The following is a 14,835-nucleotide window of genomic DNA, read 5'->3' on the forward strand; positions in this document are numbered from 1 at the left end:
TGCCCAGTCTGTGCCAGAGGGCGAACCCTTTTCAGATCCGCACGATATTATCTGCGCAACATTGACGGGATCAGGCTTCGGCCAGCTCGCGCAGATATTGGAATATCTGACGATAGGCTTTAGGCGGCTTGTTGCCCGCTTTCTCTTTTTGCGCGTTACGGATCATCGCACGCAGCTGCTGGCGATCGGCATCCGGATAGAGAGCAAGCACTTCAGCGACAGCATCATCCCCCTGTTCTACCAGACGGTCGCGCATCATCTCCAGCTTATGGAACAGGGCGACCTGCTGGTTGTGACGGTTTTTTAGCTTATCCAGCGCGGTGCGGATCGGTTCCTCTTCGCGCGAGCGCAACAACTTACCGATCAGCTGTAGCTGGCGGCGACGCGCCTCTTTCTTAATCTTCTGCGCCAGCTCAATGGCGTTGCGCAGTTCTTCATCCAGCGGGATTTTGTCGAGGGAGTTTTTTCCCAGCTCGATCAGTTCAGCCCCAAGGCGTTTTAACTCTTCGGCGTCACGTTTTATTTCACTTTTACTGACCCAGATAATCTCTTCTTCATCTTCTTCTTGGTTATCGGGTACTTCATCGAGCCACTCATCAGGCTGCTTGGTCATGGTCAGGCTCCAAAAAAAGAGGCTAATGTTATCAGGTTACGCGGCTACTGCGAAATTGTTCTCTGAGTCTGTTAGACTCAAATTAACTTAATCACCATAGCGCGATTTTCCCGCAGGCTAAACTGCCGAAAAATCACCCTTTTTAATTATATGGCAGGTCGATGAAATTACTCTCCCAAGTTGCAGAACAGCGTAAAACCCTGGAACAGGCGGTAGCGACAGCACTCGAACTGGCAAAAGCCAGCAGCGACGGAGCGGAAGTCGCGGTCACTAAAACCACCGGCATCAGCGTCAGCACGCGCTACGGTAGTGTGGAAAATGTTGAATTTAACAGTGATGGCGCGCTGGGCATTACCGTTTATCATCAGAATCGTAAAGGCAGCGCGTCTTCTACTGACCTGAGCCATGATGCCATTCAGCGCACTGTGCAGGCCGCGCTGGATATTGCGCGCTACACCTCGGCGGATCCTTATGCCGGCGTGGCGGATCCTGATCTACTGGCGTTTACTGCCCCGGATCTCGACCTGTTTCATCCGAGCGAGATCGATGCCGATCGCGCTATTGAACTGGCGGCACGCGCAGAGCAGGCGGCGTTAAAATCAGATAAACGCATTACCAATACCGAAGGCGGCAGCTTTAACAGCCACGTCGGCATTAAAGTGTTTGGCAACAGCCACGGAATGATTCAGGGTTATTGCTCCAGCCGTCATTCGCTTTCCAGCTGCGTTATCGCGGAAGAGAATGGGGATATGGAGCGGGATTACGCTTACACCATTGGTCGTGCGATGGAAGACCTCAAGTCGCCGGAATATGTCGGTGAAGAGTGTGCACGCCGCACGCTATCGCGCCTGTCGCCGCGTAAACTGTCGACGATGAAAGCGCCAGTCATGTTTGCCGCTGAAGTGGCTACCGGGCTGTTTGGTCATCTGGTTGGGGCGATTAGCGGCGGCAGCGTCTACCGCAAATCAACCTTCCTGCTTGACTCGCTAGGCCAGCAGATCCTCCCCGAATGGCTGACCATTGAAGAACATCCACACCTGCTGAAAGGGCTGGCTTCAACCCCGTTCGACAGCGAGGGCGTGCGCACCCAGCGGCGCGACATCATCCAAGATGGCGTGTTGCAGAACTGGTTGCTGACCAGCTATTCGGCGCGCAAGCTGGGCTTGAAGAGCACCGGCCACGCGGGTGGAATTCATAACTGGCGCATTGCCGGGCAGGGGCACAGTTTTGATGACATGCTGAAGCAGCTGGGAACCGGGCTGCTGGTTACTGAGCTGATGGGGCAGGGCGTCAGTGGGATTACCGGCGATTATTCTCGAGGTGCATCAGGTTTTTGGGTAGAAAATGGCGTTATTCAGTATCCGGTGAGTGAAATTACCATCGCGGGCAACCTGAAAGACATGTGGCGCAATATGGTCTCGGTGGGTAGCGATACTGAGACGCGCAGCAATATTCAGTGCGGGTCGGTTCTGTTACCTGAAATGAAGATAGCCGGGCAGTAATTTCCCGTCTTATCTCTGTACTGATAAGGCGACGGTGAAAACCGTTGCCCTTATCCCTCTCGTAAGTGAGCAACTGAAGCTTCTTACAGGCAAACTACGCCGCTCACGATGCTCGCCATAAATATGTCCAATCCGGGTGATAACACTATTTTGAGGGCAAACGCCAACCTGAATGAGGATTCGAATCACTCATAGTTTCCGTCTCAAAGGGCTGACAGAAGCCAGTTGCACCATAAAGGCCTTTATTGAAGCAGTGGGTGGGGCGCCCTGCCTGGTTTTTTCGAGTTCTGACAGCAGCTGTGCTTTATCAACCTCCTGATTCGCCTGTACGGGAGGTTGCGGAGCCTGACGCTTTACACTTTGTTTAACGTGAACAGAATCTGCTGACGGCTTTAACCCAGTGCTGGATTCGTTGTCTTGCGCGGCTTGATTAAGCTGACTTTCACGGGCAGCGTCCACGACAGCTTTTAACTTTTCAGCGAGGCCCGGTTGCGGAGCCTGGCGTTTGGTACTGTGTGCAACGTCAACTGCAGCTGCTGACGGCTTTAACCCAGGGCTGGATTCGTTGCCTTTCGGGGCTTGATCAAGCTGACTTTTACAGGCAATTAACTTCTCAGCNAGGCCCGGTTGCGGAGCCTGGCGNTTGGTACTGTGTGCAACGTCAACTGCAGCTGCTGACGGCTTTAACCCAGGGCTGGATTCGTTGCCTTGCCGGGCTTGATCAAGCTGACTTTTACAGGCAATTAACTTCTCAGCNAGGCCCGGTTGCGGAGCCTGGCGCTTGGTAATGCGTGCAACGCCAACTGCAGCTGTTGACGAATTTAACGCTGCATGAAAGTCGTTGTTCCCCGGTACGGGATTTCGAGACGGACCAAAGAAAGTATTGAGTTCATCTTTTAGCCTCTCCTCACTGGCGTACAAACTGGTTGAATTACCGCCGACGAAGTCTTTCAGGAGAATGCCAAGCTCATTCGAAGAGCTTTTAACTCCGGTGATATTTGACATGAGAAAATTACCTTTTACTGGCTTTGGAGAAGCTTTCACAGACGCCCATAAAAAGAGAGAGGATATTTTAGTAAAGTTTATCATTCCTGAATTTCATATTTATTGATTAGGAACTTGAGTCTCCTCGTTAAATATTAACAAATATATCAAAAAACGCTTTAATTCCCGTTAATGATAGGGGGGATAGTGCAATTGATTTCAGATGTTCAGCTGAGGTGTAACTCAGGCGCATAATCCATCCCGCACGAATCACGAATAAGGCTAAGACAAAATGTCAGTCGCCTTCCCCACACGGCGTTTAGCGGCGCGCAAATATCCCTGTTTTCATGTGAGTTATCTCACTTTGCGCTTTTATATTTACACCTTTCAACGCTTTTTGCGACTCAGGTCAGCCATTACCCATTTATTTCCACTTCGCGGCGGAAAAAGTCGTTCTATACAGTCCGCCGTCGTCGGGCTAGTTTATTTGCATTGCGAATAAGGGGAATGACAGTGAGTAAAGGAACGGTGCCGGTGAGTGCAGTGGCAGAATGTGGTGGCGATATTCAGCGATTGGCTGCACGGGTGATGAAGCAAATTGCCGGCCTGTTTGCGGCCAGAAATATTCAACCCAATCCGGTACAGCAACAGATGTTGGCGTCCCACGTACGGGCGATGGCGTTGCGCTCACTAACCGGTGAAGCGCTGCCTGAAATAGCAGCCGACCTGTTTGAAGATATTTCGCCGCAGTCGACGGCGCTGGCGCAGCAGGTGGTCGATCTGTTTGGCAATCTGCCTGTTGAAGAGTCATGGCTGCTATCGGTGCATTTTGAAGTTGCCAAAGAAAACCAAAATTAAGGAGTCACTATGCCTCAAATCACCGTTGTTATCGGCGACCGTCTCGGTAAGGGTCAGAAAGTCGCCGCAGGTATTGAGAAAGCGGGCGGCAAAGCTATCGTAGTACCGGGCGTGGCGGCAGATATGAAGCTGGGAGATGTGATGAACGCAGAAAGCGCCGATTTCGGCATCTCCTTCTGCGGCAGCGGCGGTGCTGGTGCTATTACGGCTCAGAACAAATATGGCTTTAAGGCGAAACATGGAATGCGTTCCATAGAGGAAGGCGTTACCGCCATCAATGAAGGTGCAACCGTGCTCGGCTTTGGCTTTATGGACAAAGAAGAGCTGGGTGAGCGCCTGGTGCAGGCGTGGCACAAGAAGCAAGGCTGATGAAAGAGCAATTCACCACCACGGTGAAGGTCAGCGGCAAAGGCAACAGCAAAACTAAAGCTTTTGCCGATGCGCTGAGTCAGGTGCAAAACACGGTGCTGAAATCCAGCAATAAGGTTCTGCTGCGTATTGAGCCGGTTGAGGTGAAAGTGCTGCGTGCCGGGGTGGGCGTCAGTAAGGAAAAGTTTCTTTTTTTCTTCCTGGCGCGTGAAAAACGGCTGTACAGCGTTGAGCTGGAGATCGTAGTAAATGTTGCAGCGATTGCTACCGATCGGGTGGAGTTCACCGTTAATAACTAGCAATATTTGGCGACAACATCAAAGGGAAAGTGGATGTTTTTAATCATATTATTTAAGTCGTTAATTATTGGCGGTCTGGTCGGTGTGGGGGTGGGAGCCGGCGCTGCACGTATGTTCCATGCACCCACTACGCAGGGCATGGGCGCATTTCGTACCCTCGGTGAACTGAACTCCTGTGAGGGCGATCCGGCCTCTCACTTCTCCTTCGGTCTGGGGTTTTTCTTTAATGCCTGGGCCTCTTCCGTTGCAGCAGGCTCTTTCACCCAGGATGTTGACCATCGCATCATCCCCAACTGGGGGGCGGCTGCGCTAATGGTGAAAAACCGTAACCTGGCGCAAACCCTGCATGATCCGAAGAAAATGGCGATAGCCTGCGGCCTCATCGGCATGATTGTGGTGGCGTTTCTTAATTCCACTGCATCTGCCGTGCCTGCTGCTTTGCAGGTGACCGCCGTAAAGGTGCTGGTTCCGGCGGCTAATCTGCTGGTGAATACCGTGATGCCGGTGCTGTTCTGGCTGGCGGCAATCGACGCCGGTAAAAAGTCGGGTTTCTGGGCCACCATTTTTGGCGGATTAGCGCAGCTGATGATGGGTAACGCCGTGCCGGGGCTGGTGCTGGGCATCCTGATCGGTAAAGGGGTGGAGGAGAGCGGCTGGAATCGCGTCACCGGGGTGATGATGGTAGCCATTATCCTGCTGTTTGTGCTGAGCGGTTTCTTCCGTGGTTTCGATATGCAGATGCTGCAATCCTTCCAGCTCGGCGTGCCCATATGGCTGGATATGCTCCACAACTCCCTGAGCGGTAAGTAAAAGGACGATGGCAATGGATAAGTCAAAAAGCGGTTTCTGGTATGCGGACTGGTCATTTCCAATCTTTGTCGGCCTGCTTTCCGCCGGGGTGTTTGCCGGCACGCATATGTATTACGTCTATGGACTGGGGGCATTTAACGAGGTGGCTTTCGTCTCAATGCTGCGTTCCGGCATGGAAACCGGCGTCTACGGCGCGGTAGCGGCCTTCGGTGCCAGTTTTCTGTTTGCGCGCATCATAGAAGGTTCTCTGGTCGGCATTCTCGATATTGGTGGTGCCATCCAGACTGGTATCGGCTTGGGCGTACCGGCGCTGCTGCTGGGGGCAGGGATTATCTACCCGGTGGCGAACTTTGCCGCTGCGCTGGTTACCGGCCTGGCGCTCGGCTTGGCGGTGGGCTACCTGATCATTCTGGCGCGCAAATTCACCATCAATAACAGCGACTCCACCTACGGAGCTGACGTAATGATGGGGGCAGGCAATGCAGCAGGTCGTTTCCTCGGTCCACTGATCATTTTGTCTGCCATGAGTGCATCAATTCCCATTGGCCTCGGTTCCCTGTTCGGCTCGCTGCTGTTCTATCTGTGGAATAAACCGATTACTGGTGGGGCCATTCTCGGTGCAATGCTGCTGGGCGCTATCTTCCCGGTCGCACTTTAAACTCACCTGTGGAGTGACAGCCCGCTGCGACGCTTAGGAGTGCGCAATGTTTGATTTGATTATTCGCCAGGCCCGTCTGAGTAACGGTTCACTGAGCGATATTGCGATAAAGGAGGGTAAAATTGCCGCCGTTGGCACGCTGTCTGGTTCGGCACGGCGTGAGTGGCATCTGGCCGGGCGTTACTGGCTAAGCGCGGGGTGGATTGATTCACACGTCCACTGTTACCCGAAATCACCGATTTACCATGATGAAGCCGATCGCATCGGTGTGGAAACTGGCGTGACGACAGTAGTTGATGCGGGCAGTACCGGAGCCGACGATATTGATGACTTTTTTCAACTGACTTGCTGTGCCAACACCAGGGTATATGCACTGTTGAATATTGCCCGCAGCGGCATCCTCACCCAGAACGAGCTGGCCGATATGGCCAGCCTGGACGGGAAGGCGGTGGAAGCCGCGCTGCAGCGACATCCGGGTTTTATTTGTGGCCTCAAGGCGCGTATCAGCAGTAGCGTGGTAGAAAAAAACGGTATTAAACCGTTAGAGCACGCCAAAGCGATACAGCAGGAGAACGGGCCGCTGCCACTGATGGTTCATATCGGTAACGATCCGCCGGATCTTGATGAGATCGCCGATCTACTGACTGCTGGCGACATTATCACCCACTGTTATAACGGCAAGCCGAACCGCATCCTCACCCCCTCGGGTATTTTGCGTGCCTCCATCACACGCGCATTGCAGCGCGGGGTGCGGCTTGACGTCGGGCACGGTAGCGCCAGCTTCAGCTTTGCGGTGGCGCGGGCGGCGATTGCGCAGGGGATTTTGCCGCACACCATCAGTTCGGATATTTATTGCCGCAACCGTGTTAACGGCCCGGTGCATAGCCTGGCGCACGTTATGTCGAAGTTTTTGCATATCGGCATGACGCTGCCACAGGTGATCGACTGCGTGACCGCGCATGCTGCTGACGGACTGCGGCTGGCAGGGATTGGGCGGCTCGAACCGGGTTATGTCGCTGACTTGACGATTTTTGACCTGCAGCAGGCAGTTTGCCTGTTCAGTGATGCTGACGGGCAGACGTTGCCCGGTGAAATGCAACTGGTGCCGCTGGCCGCCGTGGTCGGCGGACAGGAGTTCGTGACCGACGAAGGGAAAAAACGTAATGACCTCAGTTTATGAAAAATATGGCTTAAAGCAGGTGATTAACGCTTCCGGCCGCATGACCCTTCTTGGTGTTTCTACCCCGAGTGCGGATGTGGTGGAAACGGTGAAGTTTGGCTTGAATCACTACTTTGAAATCAACGATTTGGTGAATAAGAGCGGTGCCTGTATCGCCGGGTTGCTGGGCTGTGAGGCGGCGGTGGTGGTTTCCTGTGCGTCGGCGGGGCTTGCCCAGTCGGTGGCCGCGCTGATTATCAAGGATAACGCCTGGCTGTTGGATAACCTGCATGTTGCCCCGTTAGCCGTGGCTCACGACATCGTGCTGCCGAAAGGACACAACGTGAACTACGGCGCTCCGGTGGGTACCATGGTGGCATTAGGCGGGGGGCGGCTGGTGGAAGCTGGCTATGCTAACGAATGCTCAGCGGAGCAGCTTTCAGCAGCGATCACTGCGCAAACCGCTGCGATTTTGTATATCAAGTCGCACCACTGTGTGCAGAAAAGTCATCTTAGCGTGGAGCAGGCGGCAGTGGTGGCGCATCAGCACGGTGTACCGCTAATTGTTGACGCTGCTGCTGAAGAAGATTTACAGGCTTATTATAACGCGGGTGCCGATCTGGTTATCTACAGCGGTGCCAAAGCAATTGAAGGACCGACCAGCGGGCTGGTTGTCGGCAAAACGCAGTATGTCGAATGGGTGAAAAGGCAGTCGCAGGGCATTGGCCGAGCGATGAAGGTCGGCAAAGAGGGCATTCTCGGTTTGACGCTGGCGATTGAAAACTACCTGCTGCGTGAGAAGGCCACCGGGGCGCAGATGGTAGAAAAAATGACGCCCTTTATCGCTAATCTTAACCAGCTGCCGGGTATCGAGGCGCGCGTGGTGTGGGATGCAGCGGGACGGGATATCGCCCGTGCGGAAATCCACTTCGACGAGGCGACCGTGGGGCGCACCACCGGGGAGATCGTCCAGTCGCTGAGAACCGGCGATATCGCTATCTATTTCCGTGGCTACAAGGCTAACGAGGGCATCGTCGAGGTGGACGTCCGCAGCGTGACCGTCGATCAACTGCACACTATTTTTACCTGTATTCACGCTTTGCTTTTTGGAGAGAAACGCGCATGACGCTGACACCACAATTTTACCGTAACCGGGTATGCCTGAACGTTCTGGCCGGTTCAAAACAGAACGCCCGTGATATCTGGGAAGCGGCCGAAGGCCATGTGCTGGTCGGCGTACTGTCGAAGGATTATGGCGACGTGGACAGCGCGGTGACCGATATGCGCGAATACGCGGCATTGATCAATAACGCGCTGTCGGTTGGTCTTGGTGCTGGCGATCCGAACCAGTCAACAATGGTTAGCGCAATCGCCGCCCGTATCCAGCCGCAGCACGTTAACCAGGTGTTTACCGGCGTGGCGACCGCGCGTGCGCTGCTTGGGCAGCCGCAGACGGTGGTTAACGGGTTAATCTCACCCAGCGGCCAGCCTGGGATGGTGAAGATTTCCACCGGCTCGCTCAGTAGCAGGCAGGCAGACGGCATTGTTCCGGTGGCTACGGCGGTGGCGCTACTGAAGGATATGGGCGGCAGTTCAGTGAAATACTTCCCGATGGGTGGCCTGGAAACTCTTGACGAGTTTAAGGCGGTGGCCGCCGCCTGCGCGGCACAGGACTTCTGGCTGGAACCGACCGGTGGCATCGATCTGAATAACTTTGCTGCGATCCTGCAGTCCGCGCTGGATGCTGGCGTCAGTAAGATCATCCCGCATATCTACAGCTCGATAATTGATAAAAGCACTGGCCTTACGCGGCCAGAGGACGTGGCAAGGCTGCTGACGATAACGAAGCAGCTGGTGGATTGACATCAACCCGGCCCCATGTTCACTCTGGGGCTATTTTTTCACCACGAAAAAAGTTAGGCTTGAGGAAAGTATTCGTTTCCCTTTAGCCGCCAACGGGACAAGTGGCAACTTGTGAGATTTCCTAACCAACGACTGGCTCAGCTGTTCACTATCTTGCAAAACGAAACGCTGCCGCAGGATGAGCTGGCGCGGCGTCTTAATGTCTCTACGCGTACGGTGCGTACCGATATTAACGCGCTCAATGAGCTGCTGACGGATTATACGGCCTGCTTTGTACTCAGCCGTGGTGCGGGCTATCAGCTGAAAATTGCTGATGCGCAGCGTTATCAGCAACTGTTACAGCAGTCTTCTTCCCCTCTGCGCGTGCCGCGCACTTCAGAGGAACGCGTAAATTACCTGTTAACCCGTTTTCTCACCTCGGCCTTTGCGCTTAAGCTTGAAGATCTGGCCGACGAGTGGTTTGTCAGTCGCACCACGCTGCAAAGCGATATGGCTGAGGTCAGGGAATGGCTGGCGCGCTACCAGCTGGCGATTGAAACCAAGCCGCGCTACGGCATGAAGCTGTTTGGCAGCGAAGTGGCAATGCGTACCTGTCTGACCGATTTGCTGTATCAGATAGCACTTGGGCATAGCGATAGCCCGCTACTGAGGGGGGAAGGGGTTAACAGCGGTATGCTGGAACGGCTGCAGCCGCTGCTACAACAGAGCCTGTCGCGCTTTAATATACGCCTGACAGATGATGGCGAATTTTATCTGCGCCTCTATTGTGCGGTAGCGGTACGACGCATAGGCGAGGGCTATCCGCTAACGGATTTTAGCGCCGAGGATGTGAATGATGAAGTTTGCGCTGCGGCTCGCGATATCGTCAATCTGATGCGCCCTATCGTCGGCAAGGCGATCTCGCCAGCCGAGGAAGCGTATCTGCGGGTTAATATCGCCGCCCGACGGGTTGAGGAGCTGGCAGCCAGCGCGATCGGTGCAGATGACGGCGATTCGCTGGTGGAATATATCCTCACCTATATCAATACCCACTACAACTTCAACCTGCAAAACGACCCGCAGCTGCACGCCGACCTGCTGACGCATATTAAAACGATGATCACCCGCGTGCGCTATCAGATACATATTCCCAATCCCCTGCTGACCAATATCAAACAGCACTATCCACTGGCATGGGATGTGACGCTGGCGGCGGTGTCCAGCTGGAGTAAATACACGCCCTATACCATCTGCGAGAATGAAATCGGTTTTCTGGTACTGCACATTGGCGTCGGGCTGGAGCGTCATTACCATGTTGGCTACCAGCGTCACCCGCAGATCCTGCTGGTATGCGATACCGGAAATTCTACCGTGCGTATGATCCAGGCCATGCTGTGGCGTAAATACCCGCAGATCGTGGTTAACCAGATTATCTCACTGCGGGATTACGCGCTGCAGGCGAGCGTCGAAGAGGATTTTGTTATCTCTACCGTACGCCTTAGCGACAAGGATAAGCCAGTGGTGGTTATGTCGCCGTTCCCCACCGAATACCAGCTGGAACAGCTTGGTAAGCTGGTGCTGTTGGATCGTACCCGGCCTTATATGCTGGAGAAATTCTTCGATGCCAGCCACTTTATGATCCTCGACAGGCCCATAGATCGCTCATTACTGTTTCGTCAGCTGTGCGACCAGCTGGAGCAGGAAGGAATGGTGGATAACACCTTTTACCCCTCCGTGGAAGAGCGTGAAGCCATCGTCACGACGATACTGGGCGAAGGCATTGCTCTGCCGCACTCCCTCGGGCTGCTGGCAAAAAAAACCTGTGTTTATACCGTGCTGGCTCCACAGGGGATTACGTGGGGAGATGAAACGGCGTACGTGATTTTTCTGCTGGCTATCGGCAAGACGGAGTATGAGGAAGCGATGGCGATTTACGATCTGTTTGTGACGTTTATGCGCGAAAGGGCAATGGTAAGGCTAAGAGACAGCAAGGATTTTGCCGCTTTTAAAGCGGTGGCGATGGATTGTTTAAATCGGTTCCAGGGCGGAACATACGGCGCGGGATGAAAGGGCGACCGACACGGCGATCGCCCGCGTAAGCCGCTATTTAAGAAGGGTAAAAGCGGTGGTGACGTGCTTCACACCGCTGACCCGGCTGGCGATATCCGCTGCCGCTTTGGCTTCTTCATTGGTGACCAGCCCCAGCAGGAACACTTCACTATTTTCGGTGGTCACCTTAACGCTTGATAATTTTACCCGATCGCTACCCAGCAGCTGCGAGCGCACTTTGGTGGTTATCCATGTGTCGGACGACGCGGTGCCAAAGCTCACTTTATTACCGGTACGGATCTCGTTATACACCTCGGTGGCCCCGTCGACGCCTACGGCGATCTGTTTCGCGCGTAATGCCAGCTCGCTACCCGGTGCCTGACCGGTCAGCAGCACCTTGCCCTGATAGGCGGTGGCGACGATATGGGCAGTTTGCTTAATCTGTGCATCTTTAGACAGCGCGTTAGTGACGCGCAGCTCCAGGGTTCCGTCATCAACCTGAGTTCCGACGGTGCGCGGGTCGGTGGCGGTTTTGGTTGCCACCGCCGCACTGCCGACTACCGCAGCCACACAGCCCTGTAACAACAACGCGGTTAGAATCACTGCACATGCAGATAGTGCTTTCATTTTTAGCTCCTTCAAACTTCCTGGTGTGGAAACAACGTGTTATCAATTAAATCGCACAAACAGTTCACGGTTAACATATGCATTTCCTGAATCCTTGCGCTGCGGTGCGAAGGGATACGGATCTCGACATCCTGTGGCCCCAGCAGGCCGGCCAGCTCCCCGCCATCGTGCCCGGTCAGCGCGACAATGGTCATATCACGCGTGACCGCTGCCTCTACGGCTTTGACGATATCACGGCTGTTGCCGCGCGTTGAAATCGCCAGCAAAATATCGCCGGTATGGCCCAAAGCCCGTACCTGCTTGGCGTAGATCTCTTCATGCAGCCGGTCATTACCAATGGCCGTCAGCAGCACGTTATCGGCGCTGAGGGCGATGGCCGGCAGGCTGGGGCGCTCGGTCTCAAAGCGGTTAATCATACTGGCGGCAAAGTGTTGTGCATTGGCGCTGGAGGTGCCGTTGCCACAGCTGAGCACTTTATTGCCATTGAGCAGCGACTGCACCACCGTCAGCGCCGCTCGTGAAATTGCGTCCGGCAAGGCTTCTGCCGCCGCGATCTGAGTTTGAATACTCTCGGTAAAACAGACTTTTATTCTTTCCAGCACGTCATTCACCTGGTTGTTTGCGCGGCGACTTAATCCGCTGTAAACGCATTGGGCAGCCATTCAACCTGTTCGCCGGTTATCGCCACCACGTCAAAACGGCAGTCGGCCGTATCGAAACTTTGCTTGCGGCTGTGCAGCCATAGCGCTGCCGCCTGTAACAGCTTCAGCTGCTTACTGCGGGTCACGCTGAGGGCGGCGCCGCCAAACCGCGCATCCCGACGATAGCGCACTTCAACGAAAACCCACACCTGCTTATCGCGCATAATGAGGTCAATTTCACCGCTGCGGTAGCGCACATTGGCGGCGACAAAATGCAGCCCTGAAGTTTCCAGCAGGCGGCGAGCCTGAATTTCACGGTTCGCTCCCTGCTGCTGTCGGCTCAGGTGGCCGGAACGATCTGTCCTTGATGATACTGGCTCCATACTAACTTCCTGTTAATGATGCAGTCCTGATTAGCGCTCAAATTGCCGGTGTCGCCCCTGATCTGGAAGCCCGGCTGGTTTCGCATCTCGCTGAAACGGTTAGCCAGCGTCCAGGCATCAATGCCCATGGCATACAGGCGAACCAGTGAATAATCATTATTAAACATTTTGGCAGCCTGCTGCATCAGCGCCGGGTTAGCACCGGACAGCAGCGGCGCATCACTGAACTGCAAGCCCTCCAGCTCCAGACGGAAATCCGGGCCGGCACCGGCCTGATAGCTGCGCGAGCTGGCGTACAGGCCCACGTTATCACGGCTGCTGATGCGCATGGCGATCATCGGTTTGATCAGGATCATTTCTTCCTGAGTGGCGACAATATACACTGAATCGACGCGGCCGTTACTGCTGGAGACACCAATCTGAGCATCGGTTGGCGGTGGCGGGATAGTCAAGCCGGCAATGGTAATGCCTGCCGGTTGCTGCGGCTGCACGTCAACCGGGTTGCCGCTCAGGCGAATACCCGCGCCGCTGTTGATGCCCTGTTTCAACTCGGCTGATGAACCAAACTGCTGCTGCAATACCGTGGTGCCACCCAGCTTCTGCCATTCGGTGGCAAAAGCCTTGTTAACGCGATCGCCGAGTGAGGAGCGGGGCACCAGCAGCAGCGGGGCGCGTTTTCCCTGTTCCCACATATGATGCGCAGCATCGCGGGCTTCGTCTTCAGGCGAAAGCGCAAAGTAGCAAATATTCGGACGGTTCTGGACGGTCTCCGGCTCGTTCAGCGCCAGCACGTTAAGCGCCGTCTGGCTGTTGAGCATTTTATCGACGTCGTTTTTCAGCAATGGGCCAACCACCAGCGTGGCACCGTCATTTTGTGCCTGAGTCAAAGCCTGTTCGACGGGCTGCGCGTTGGTGTCGTAGAGCTGAATCTGGGTACTGCTGGACGGTGCGGCGGTGGCAATGTCGTGCTCCGTAGCAGGCTGCGGCTGTTCGGCTGGCTGGGCAGCCGCATCGACCGGACTGGCCGAGGGGCTGATCGCCACGGTTGCGTCACCGGGAAGCGCGCCAGGTGCCTGCATCGGCTGCGCAGTTGACGATATGGCAGCAGCCGGAGCCAGTACGCCATTTTTCGCGTCGTTAAAACCCTTCTGGATGGCGTTGGCAAATACCTGGGCCTGTCCGCTTAGCGGTAGCAGCAGCGCGATTTTACCTGTCGAGGCAGGGCGTAAGTTTTTTGCCTGGGTCAGGGGGCCGGGCAGCATTTTAGCCGCAGGATTAAACGGATAACGCGTCTGCCAGTCGCCGATCGCCGATTTCAGCATATCCGGGTCACTGGCATTGGTTTTATAGATGCCCAGCAGATCTAACCAGCCTTGCAGCACGTTTTCATCGGCATTGATGGTCAGCGTGCTGAATTGTTGCTGGGGGATTTGCAGCAGCGCTTGCCAGGTGTCATCGATATTTTTTTGCTTATCCGTTGGGTGAGTTTGCAGCGGTTCCAGGGCGATCCAGGCACGTACCACGTCAAGTGAAGGCTGTCCCTGACGGGCGGCGATTTGCATCTGGTAGTAGCGAACCTGCTGATCCTGTGAGAGTGTGCTGATATCAACCTGCTTCAGCTGGTCGGCAGCTGCCGACAAATTTTGGCGGGCAATATCAAGCTGAGTCTGCAGCAGCAGCTGTTCCTGATGCTGAACGGCGTTCAGATCCGCTGCCAGCTGCATGAGCGCATCATTAGCCTGAGGAACCTTACCTTCGTTTAACAGCGCTCTGATTGCGAGTAATTGCCAGTCAACCTTGTTATCATCTGAGCTTTGTTGCACCTGCTGCAGATAATAGTCAGAGGTACCGTTGGCCGCGCCCTGCACATTCACCGGGGGGGTTTGTGGGGCCTGGCCGGTACAACCGGCAAAAATCAGGACGGCCAGCAGAAGCGGCACGTTACGTACCGCTTTGCGGTGAACTACGTTCGAAGGAAGCATACTGTATCCAGTGATGTTTTTTTCAAGATGCTCAATATTAAATCGGCTATGCGGATCAA

The 14,835-nt window shown here is 54.8% G+C and carries 15 protein-coding genes; 10 read left to right on the forward strand and 5 right to left on the reverse strand.

What is annotated here, in order from left to right; translation table 11 throughout:
* Nucleotides 1-70 precede the first annotated feature (70 nt).
* The gene (yjgA, locus tag EPYR_RS02795; protein ID WP_012666892.1) at nucleotides 71-613 is read right to left on the reverse strand and encodes a ribosome biogenesis factor YjgA; all 543 of its coding nucleotides are present in this window, start codon (nucleotides 611-613) and stop codon (nucleotides 71-73) included.
* 161 nt (nucleotides 614-774) lie between these two features.
* Between yjgA and pmbA the strand changes: the two genes are divergently transcribed.
* From pmbA to EPYR_RS02850, 10 genes are all read left to right on the forward strand, one after another.
* On the forward strand, nucleotides 775-2,115 hold the full coding sequence (gene pmbA / locus EPYR_RS02800) for a metalloprotease PmbA (protein WP_012666893.1): 1,341 nt from the start codon (nucleotides 775-777) through the stop codon (nucleotides 2,113-2,115).
* 1,497 nt (nucleotides 2,116-3,612) lie between these two features.
* Nucleotides 3,613-3,957, forward strand: a complete 345-nt coding sequence (locus EPYR_RS02810) for a glycine dehydrogenase (protein WP_012666896.1) — start codon at nucleotides 3,613-3,615, stop codon at nucleotides 3,955-3,957.
* Nucleotides 3,958-3,966: 9 nt separating this feature from the next.
* Complete coding sequence (locus EPYR_RS02815) at nucleotides 3,967-4,326, forward strand: SFCGS family glycine-rich protein (protein ID WP_012666897.1); 360 nt, start codon at nucleotides 3,967-3,969, stop codon at nucleotides 4,324-4,326.
* The gene (locus EPYR_RS02820; RefSeq protein WP_012666898.1) at nucleotides 4,326-4,625 is read left to right on the forward strand and encodes a DUF4312 family protein; all 300 of its coding nucleotides are present in this window, start codon (nucleotides 4,326-4,328) and stop codon (nucleotides 4,623-4,625) included. The genes EPYR_RS02815 and EPYR_RS02820 overlap by 1 nt, the downstream gene beginning before the upstream one ends.
* A 33-nt stretch (nucleotides 4,626-4,658) precedes the next feature.
* Nucleotides 4,659-5,435, forward strand: a complete 777-nt coding sequence (locus EPYR_RS02825; RefSeq protein WP_012666899.1) for a DUF4311 domain-containing protein — start codon at nucleotides 4,659-4,661, stop codon at nucleotides 5,433-5,435.
* Between the two features lie 13 nt (nucleotides 5,436-5,448).
* On the forward strand, nucleotides 5,449-6,093 hold the full coding sequence (locus tag EPYR_RS02830) for a DUF4310 family protein (protein ID WP_012666900.1): 645 nt from the start codon (nucleotides 5,449-5,451) through the stop codon (nucleotides 6,091-6,093).
* Between the two features lie 46 nt (nucleotides 6,094-6,139).
* Complete coding sequence (locus EPYR_RS02835; protein ID WP_012666901.1) at nucleotides 6,140-7,273, forward strand: amidohydrolase/deacetylase family metallohydrolase; 1,134 nt, start codon at nucleotides 6,140-6,142, stop codon at nucleotides 7,271-7,273.
* On the forward strand, nucleotides 7,257-8,378 hold the full coding sequence (locus EPYR_RS02840) for a DgaE family pyridoxal phosphate-dependent ammonia lyase (protein WP_014538525.1): 1,122 nt from the start codon (nucleotides 7,257-7,259) through the stop codon (nucleotides 8,376-8,378). Before EPYR_RS02835 ends, EPYR_RS02840 begins: the two co-directional genes overlap by 17 nt.
* Nucleotides 8,375-9,115 carry a 2-dehydro-3-deoxy-phosphogluconate aldolase gene (gene dagF / locus EPYR_RS02845; protein ID WP_012666903.1) on the forward strand — a complete coding sequence of 247 codons (741 nt, stop codon included), beginning with the start codon at nucleotides 8,375-8,377 and terminating at the stop codon, nucleotides 9,113-9,115. The genes EPYR_RS02840 and dagF overlap by 4 nt, the downstream gene beginning before the upstream one ends.
* A gap of 111 nt (nucleotides 9,116-9,226) precedes the next feature.
* Nucleotides 9,227-11,161, forward strand: a complete 1,935-nt coding sequence (locus tag EPYR_RS02850; protein WP_012666904.1) for a BglG family transcription antiterminator — start codon at nucleotides 9,227-9,229, stop codon at nucleotides 11,159-11,161.
* 36 nt (nucleotides 11,162-11,197) lie between these two features.
* On the opposite strand, the gene dolP is transcribed toward EPYR_RS02850, so the two are convergent.
* The 4 genes from dolP to EPYR_RS02870 are packed head-to-tail and all read right to left on the reverse strand — an operon-like array spanning nucleotide 11,198 to nucleotide 14,776.
* Complete coding sequence (dolP, locus tag EPYR_RS02855) at nucleotides 11,198-11,770, reverse strand: division/outer membrane stress-associated lipid-binding lipoprotein (RefSeq protein ID WP_012666905.1); 573 nt, start codon at nucleotides 11,768-11,770, stop codon at nucleotides 11,198-11,200.
* Nucleotides 11,771-11,781: 11 nt separating this feature from the next.
* Nucleotides 11,782-12,372: a DnaA initiator-associating protein DiaA gene (diaA, locus tag EPYR_RS02860; protein WP_012666906.1), complete on the reverse strand. Its 591-nt coding sequence runs from the start codon at nucleotides 12,370-12,372 to the stop codon at nucleotides 11,782-11,784.
* A gap of 29 nt (nucleotides 12,373-12,401) precedes the next feature.
* On the reverse strand, nucleotides 12,402-12,794 hold the full coding sequence (locus tag EPYR_RS02865; protein ID WP_014538526.1) for a YraN family protein: 393 nt from the start codon (nucleotides 12,792-12,794) through the stop codon (nucleotides 12,402-12,404).
* Nucleotides 12,752-14,776: a penicillin-binding protein activator gene (locus tag EPYR_RS02870; protein ID WP_012666908.1), complete on the reverse strand. Its 2,025-nt coding sequence runs from the start codon at nucleotides 14,774-14,776 to the stop codon at nucleotides 12,752-12,754. Before EPYR_RS02870 ends, EPYR_RS02865 begins: the two co-directional genes overlap by 43 nt.
* Nucleotides 14,777-14,835 lie beyond the last annotated feature (59 nt).

Origin of the sequence: Erwinia pyrifoliae DSM 12163, assembly GCF_000026985.1 — a bacterium.
In the GTDB taxonomy this organism is placed as follows: Bacteria; Pseudomonadota; Gammaproteobacteria; order Enterobacterales; family Enterobacteriaceae; genus Erwinia; species Erwinia pyrifoliae.

Bases quoted from the DNA above. Each gene is read 5' to 3' on its own strand.
- yjgA (WP_012666892.1), bottom strand. From the start codon at position 613: ATGACCAAGCAGCCTGATGAGTGGCTCGATGAAGTACCCGATAACCAA.
- pmbA (WP_012666893.1), top strand. From the start codon at position 775: ATGAAATTACTCTCCCAAGTTGCAGAACAGCGTAAAACCCTGGAACAG.
- EPYR_RS02815 (WP_012666897.1), top strand. From the start codon at position 3,967: ATGCCTCAAATCACCGTTGTTATCGGCGACCGTCTCGGTAAGGGTCAG.
- EPYR_RS02820 (WP_012666898.1), top strand. From the start codon at position 4,326: ATGAAAGAGCAATTCACCACCACGGTGAAGGTCAGCGGCAAAGGCAAC.
- EPYR_RS02825 (WP_012666899.1), top strand. From the start codon at position 4,659: ATGTTTTTAATCATATTATTTAAGTCGTTAATTATTGGCGGTCTGGTC.
- EPYR_RS02830 (WP_012666900.1), top strand. From the start codon at position 5,449: ATGGATAAGTCAAAAAGCGGTTTCTGGTATGCGGACTGGTCATTTCCA.
- EPYR_RS02835 (WP_012666901.1), top strand. From the start codon at position 6,140: ATGTTTGATTTGATTATTCGCCAGGCCCGTCTGAGTAACGGTTCACTG.
- EPYR_RS02840 (WP_014538525.1), top strand. From the start codon at position 7,257: ATGACCTCAGTTTATGAAAAATATGGCTTAAAGCAGGTGATTAACGCT.
- dagF (WP_012666903.1), top strand. From the start codon at position 8,375: ATGACGCTGACACCACAATTTTACCGTAACCGGGTATGCCTGAACGTT.
- dolP (WP_012666905.1), bottom strand. From the start codon at position 11,770: ATGAAAGCACTATCTGCATGTGCAGTGATTCTAACCGCGTTGTTGTTA.
- EPYR_RS02865 (WP_014538526.1), bottom strand. From the start codon at position 12,794: ATGGAGCCAGTATCATCAAGGACAGATCGTTCCGGCCACCTGAGCCGA.
- EPYR_RS02870 (WP_012666908.1), bottom strand. From the start codon at position 14,776: ATGCTTCCTTCGAACGTAGTTCACCGCAAAGCGGTACGTAACGTGCCG.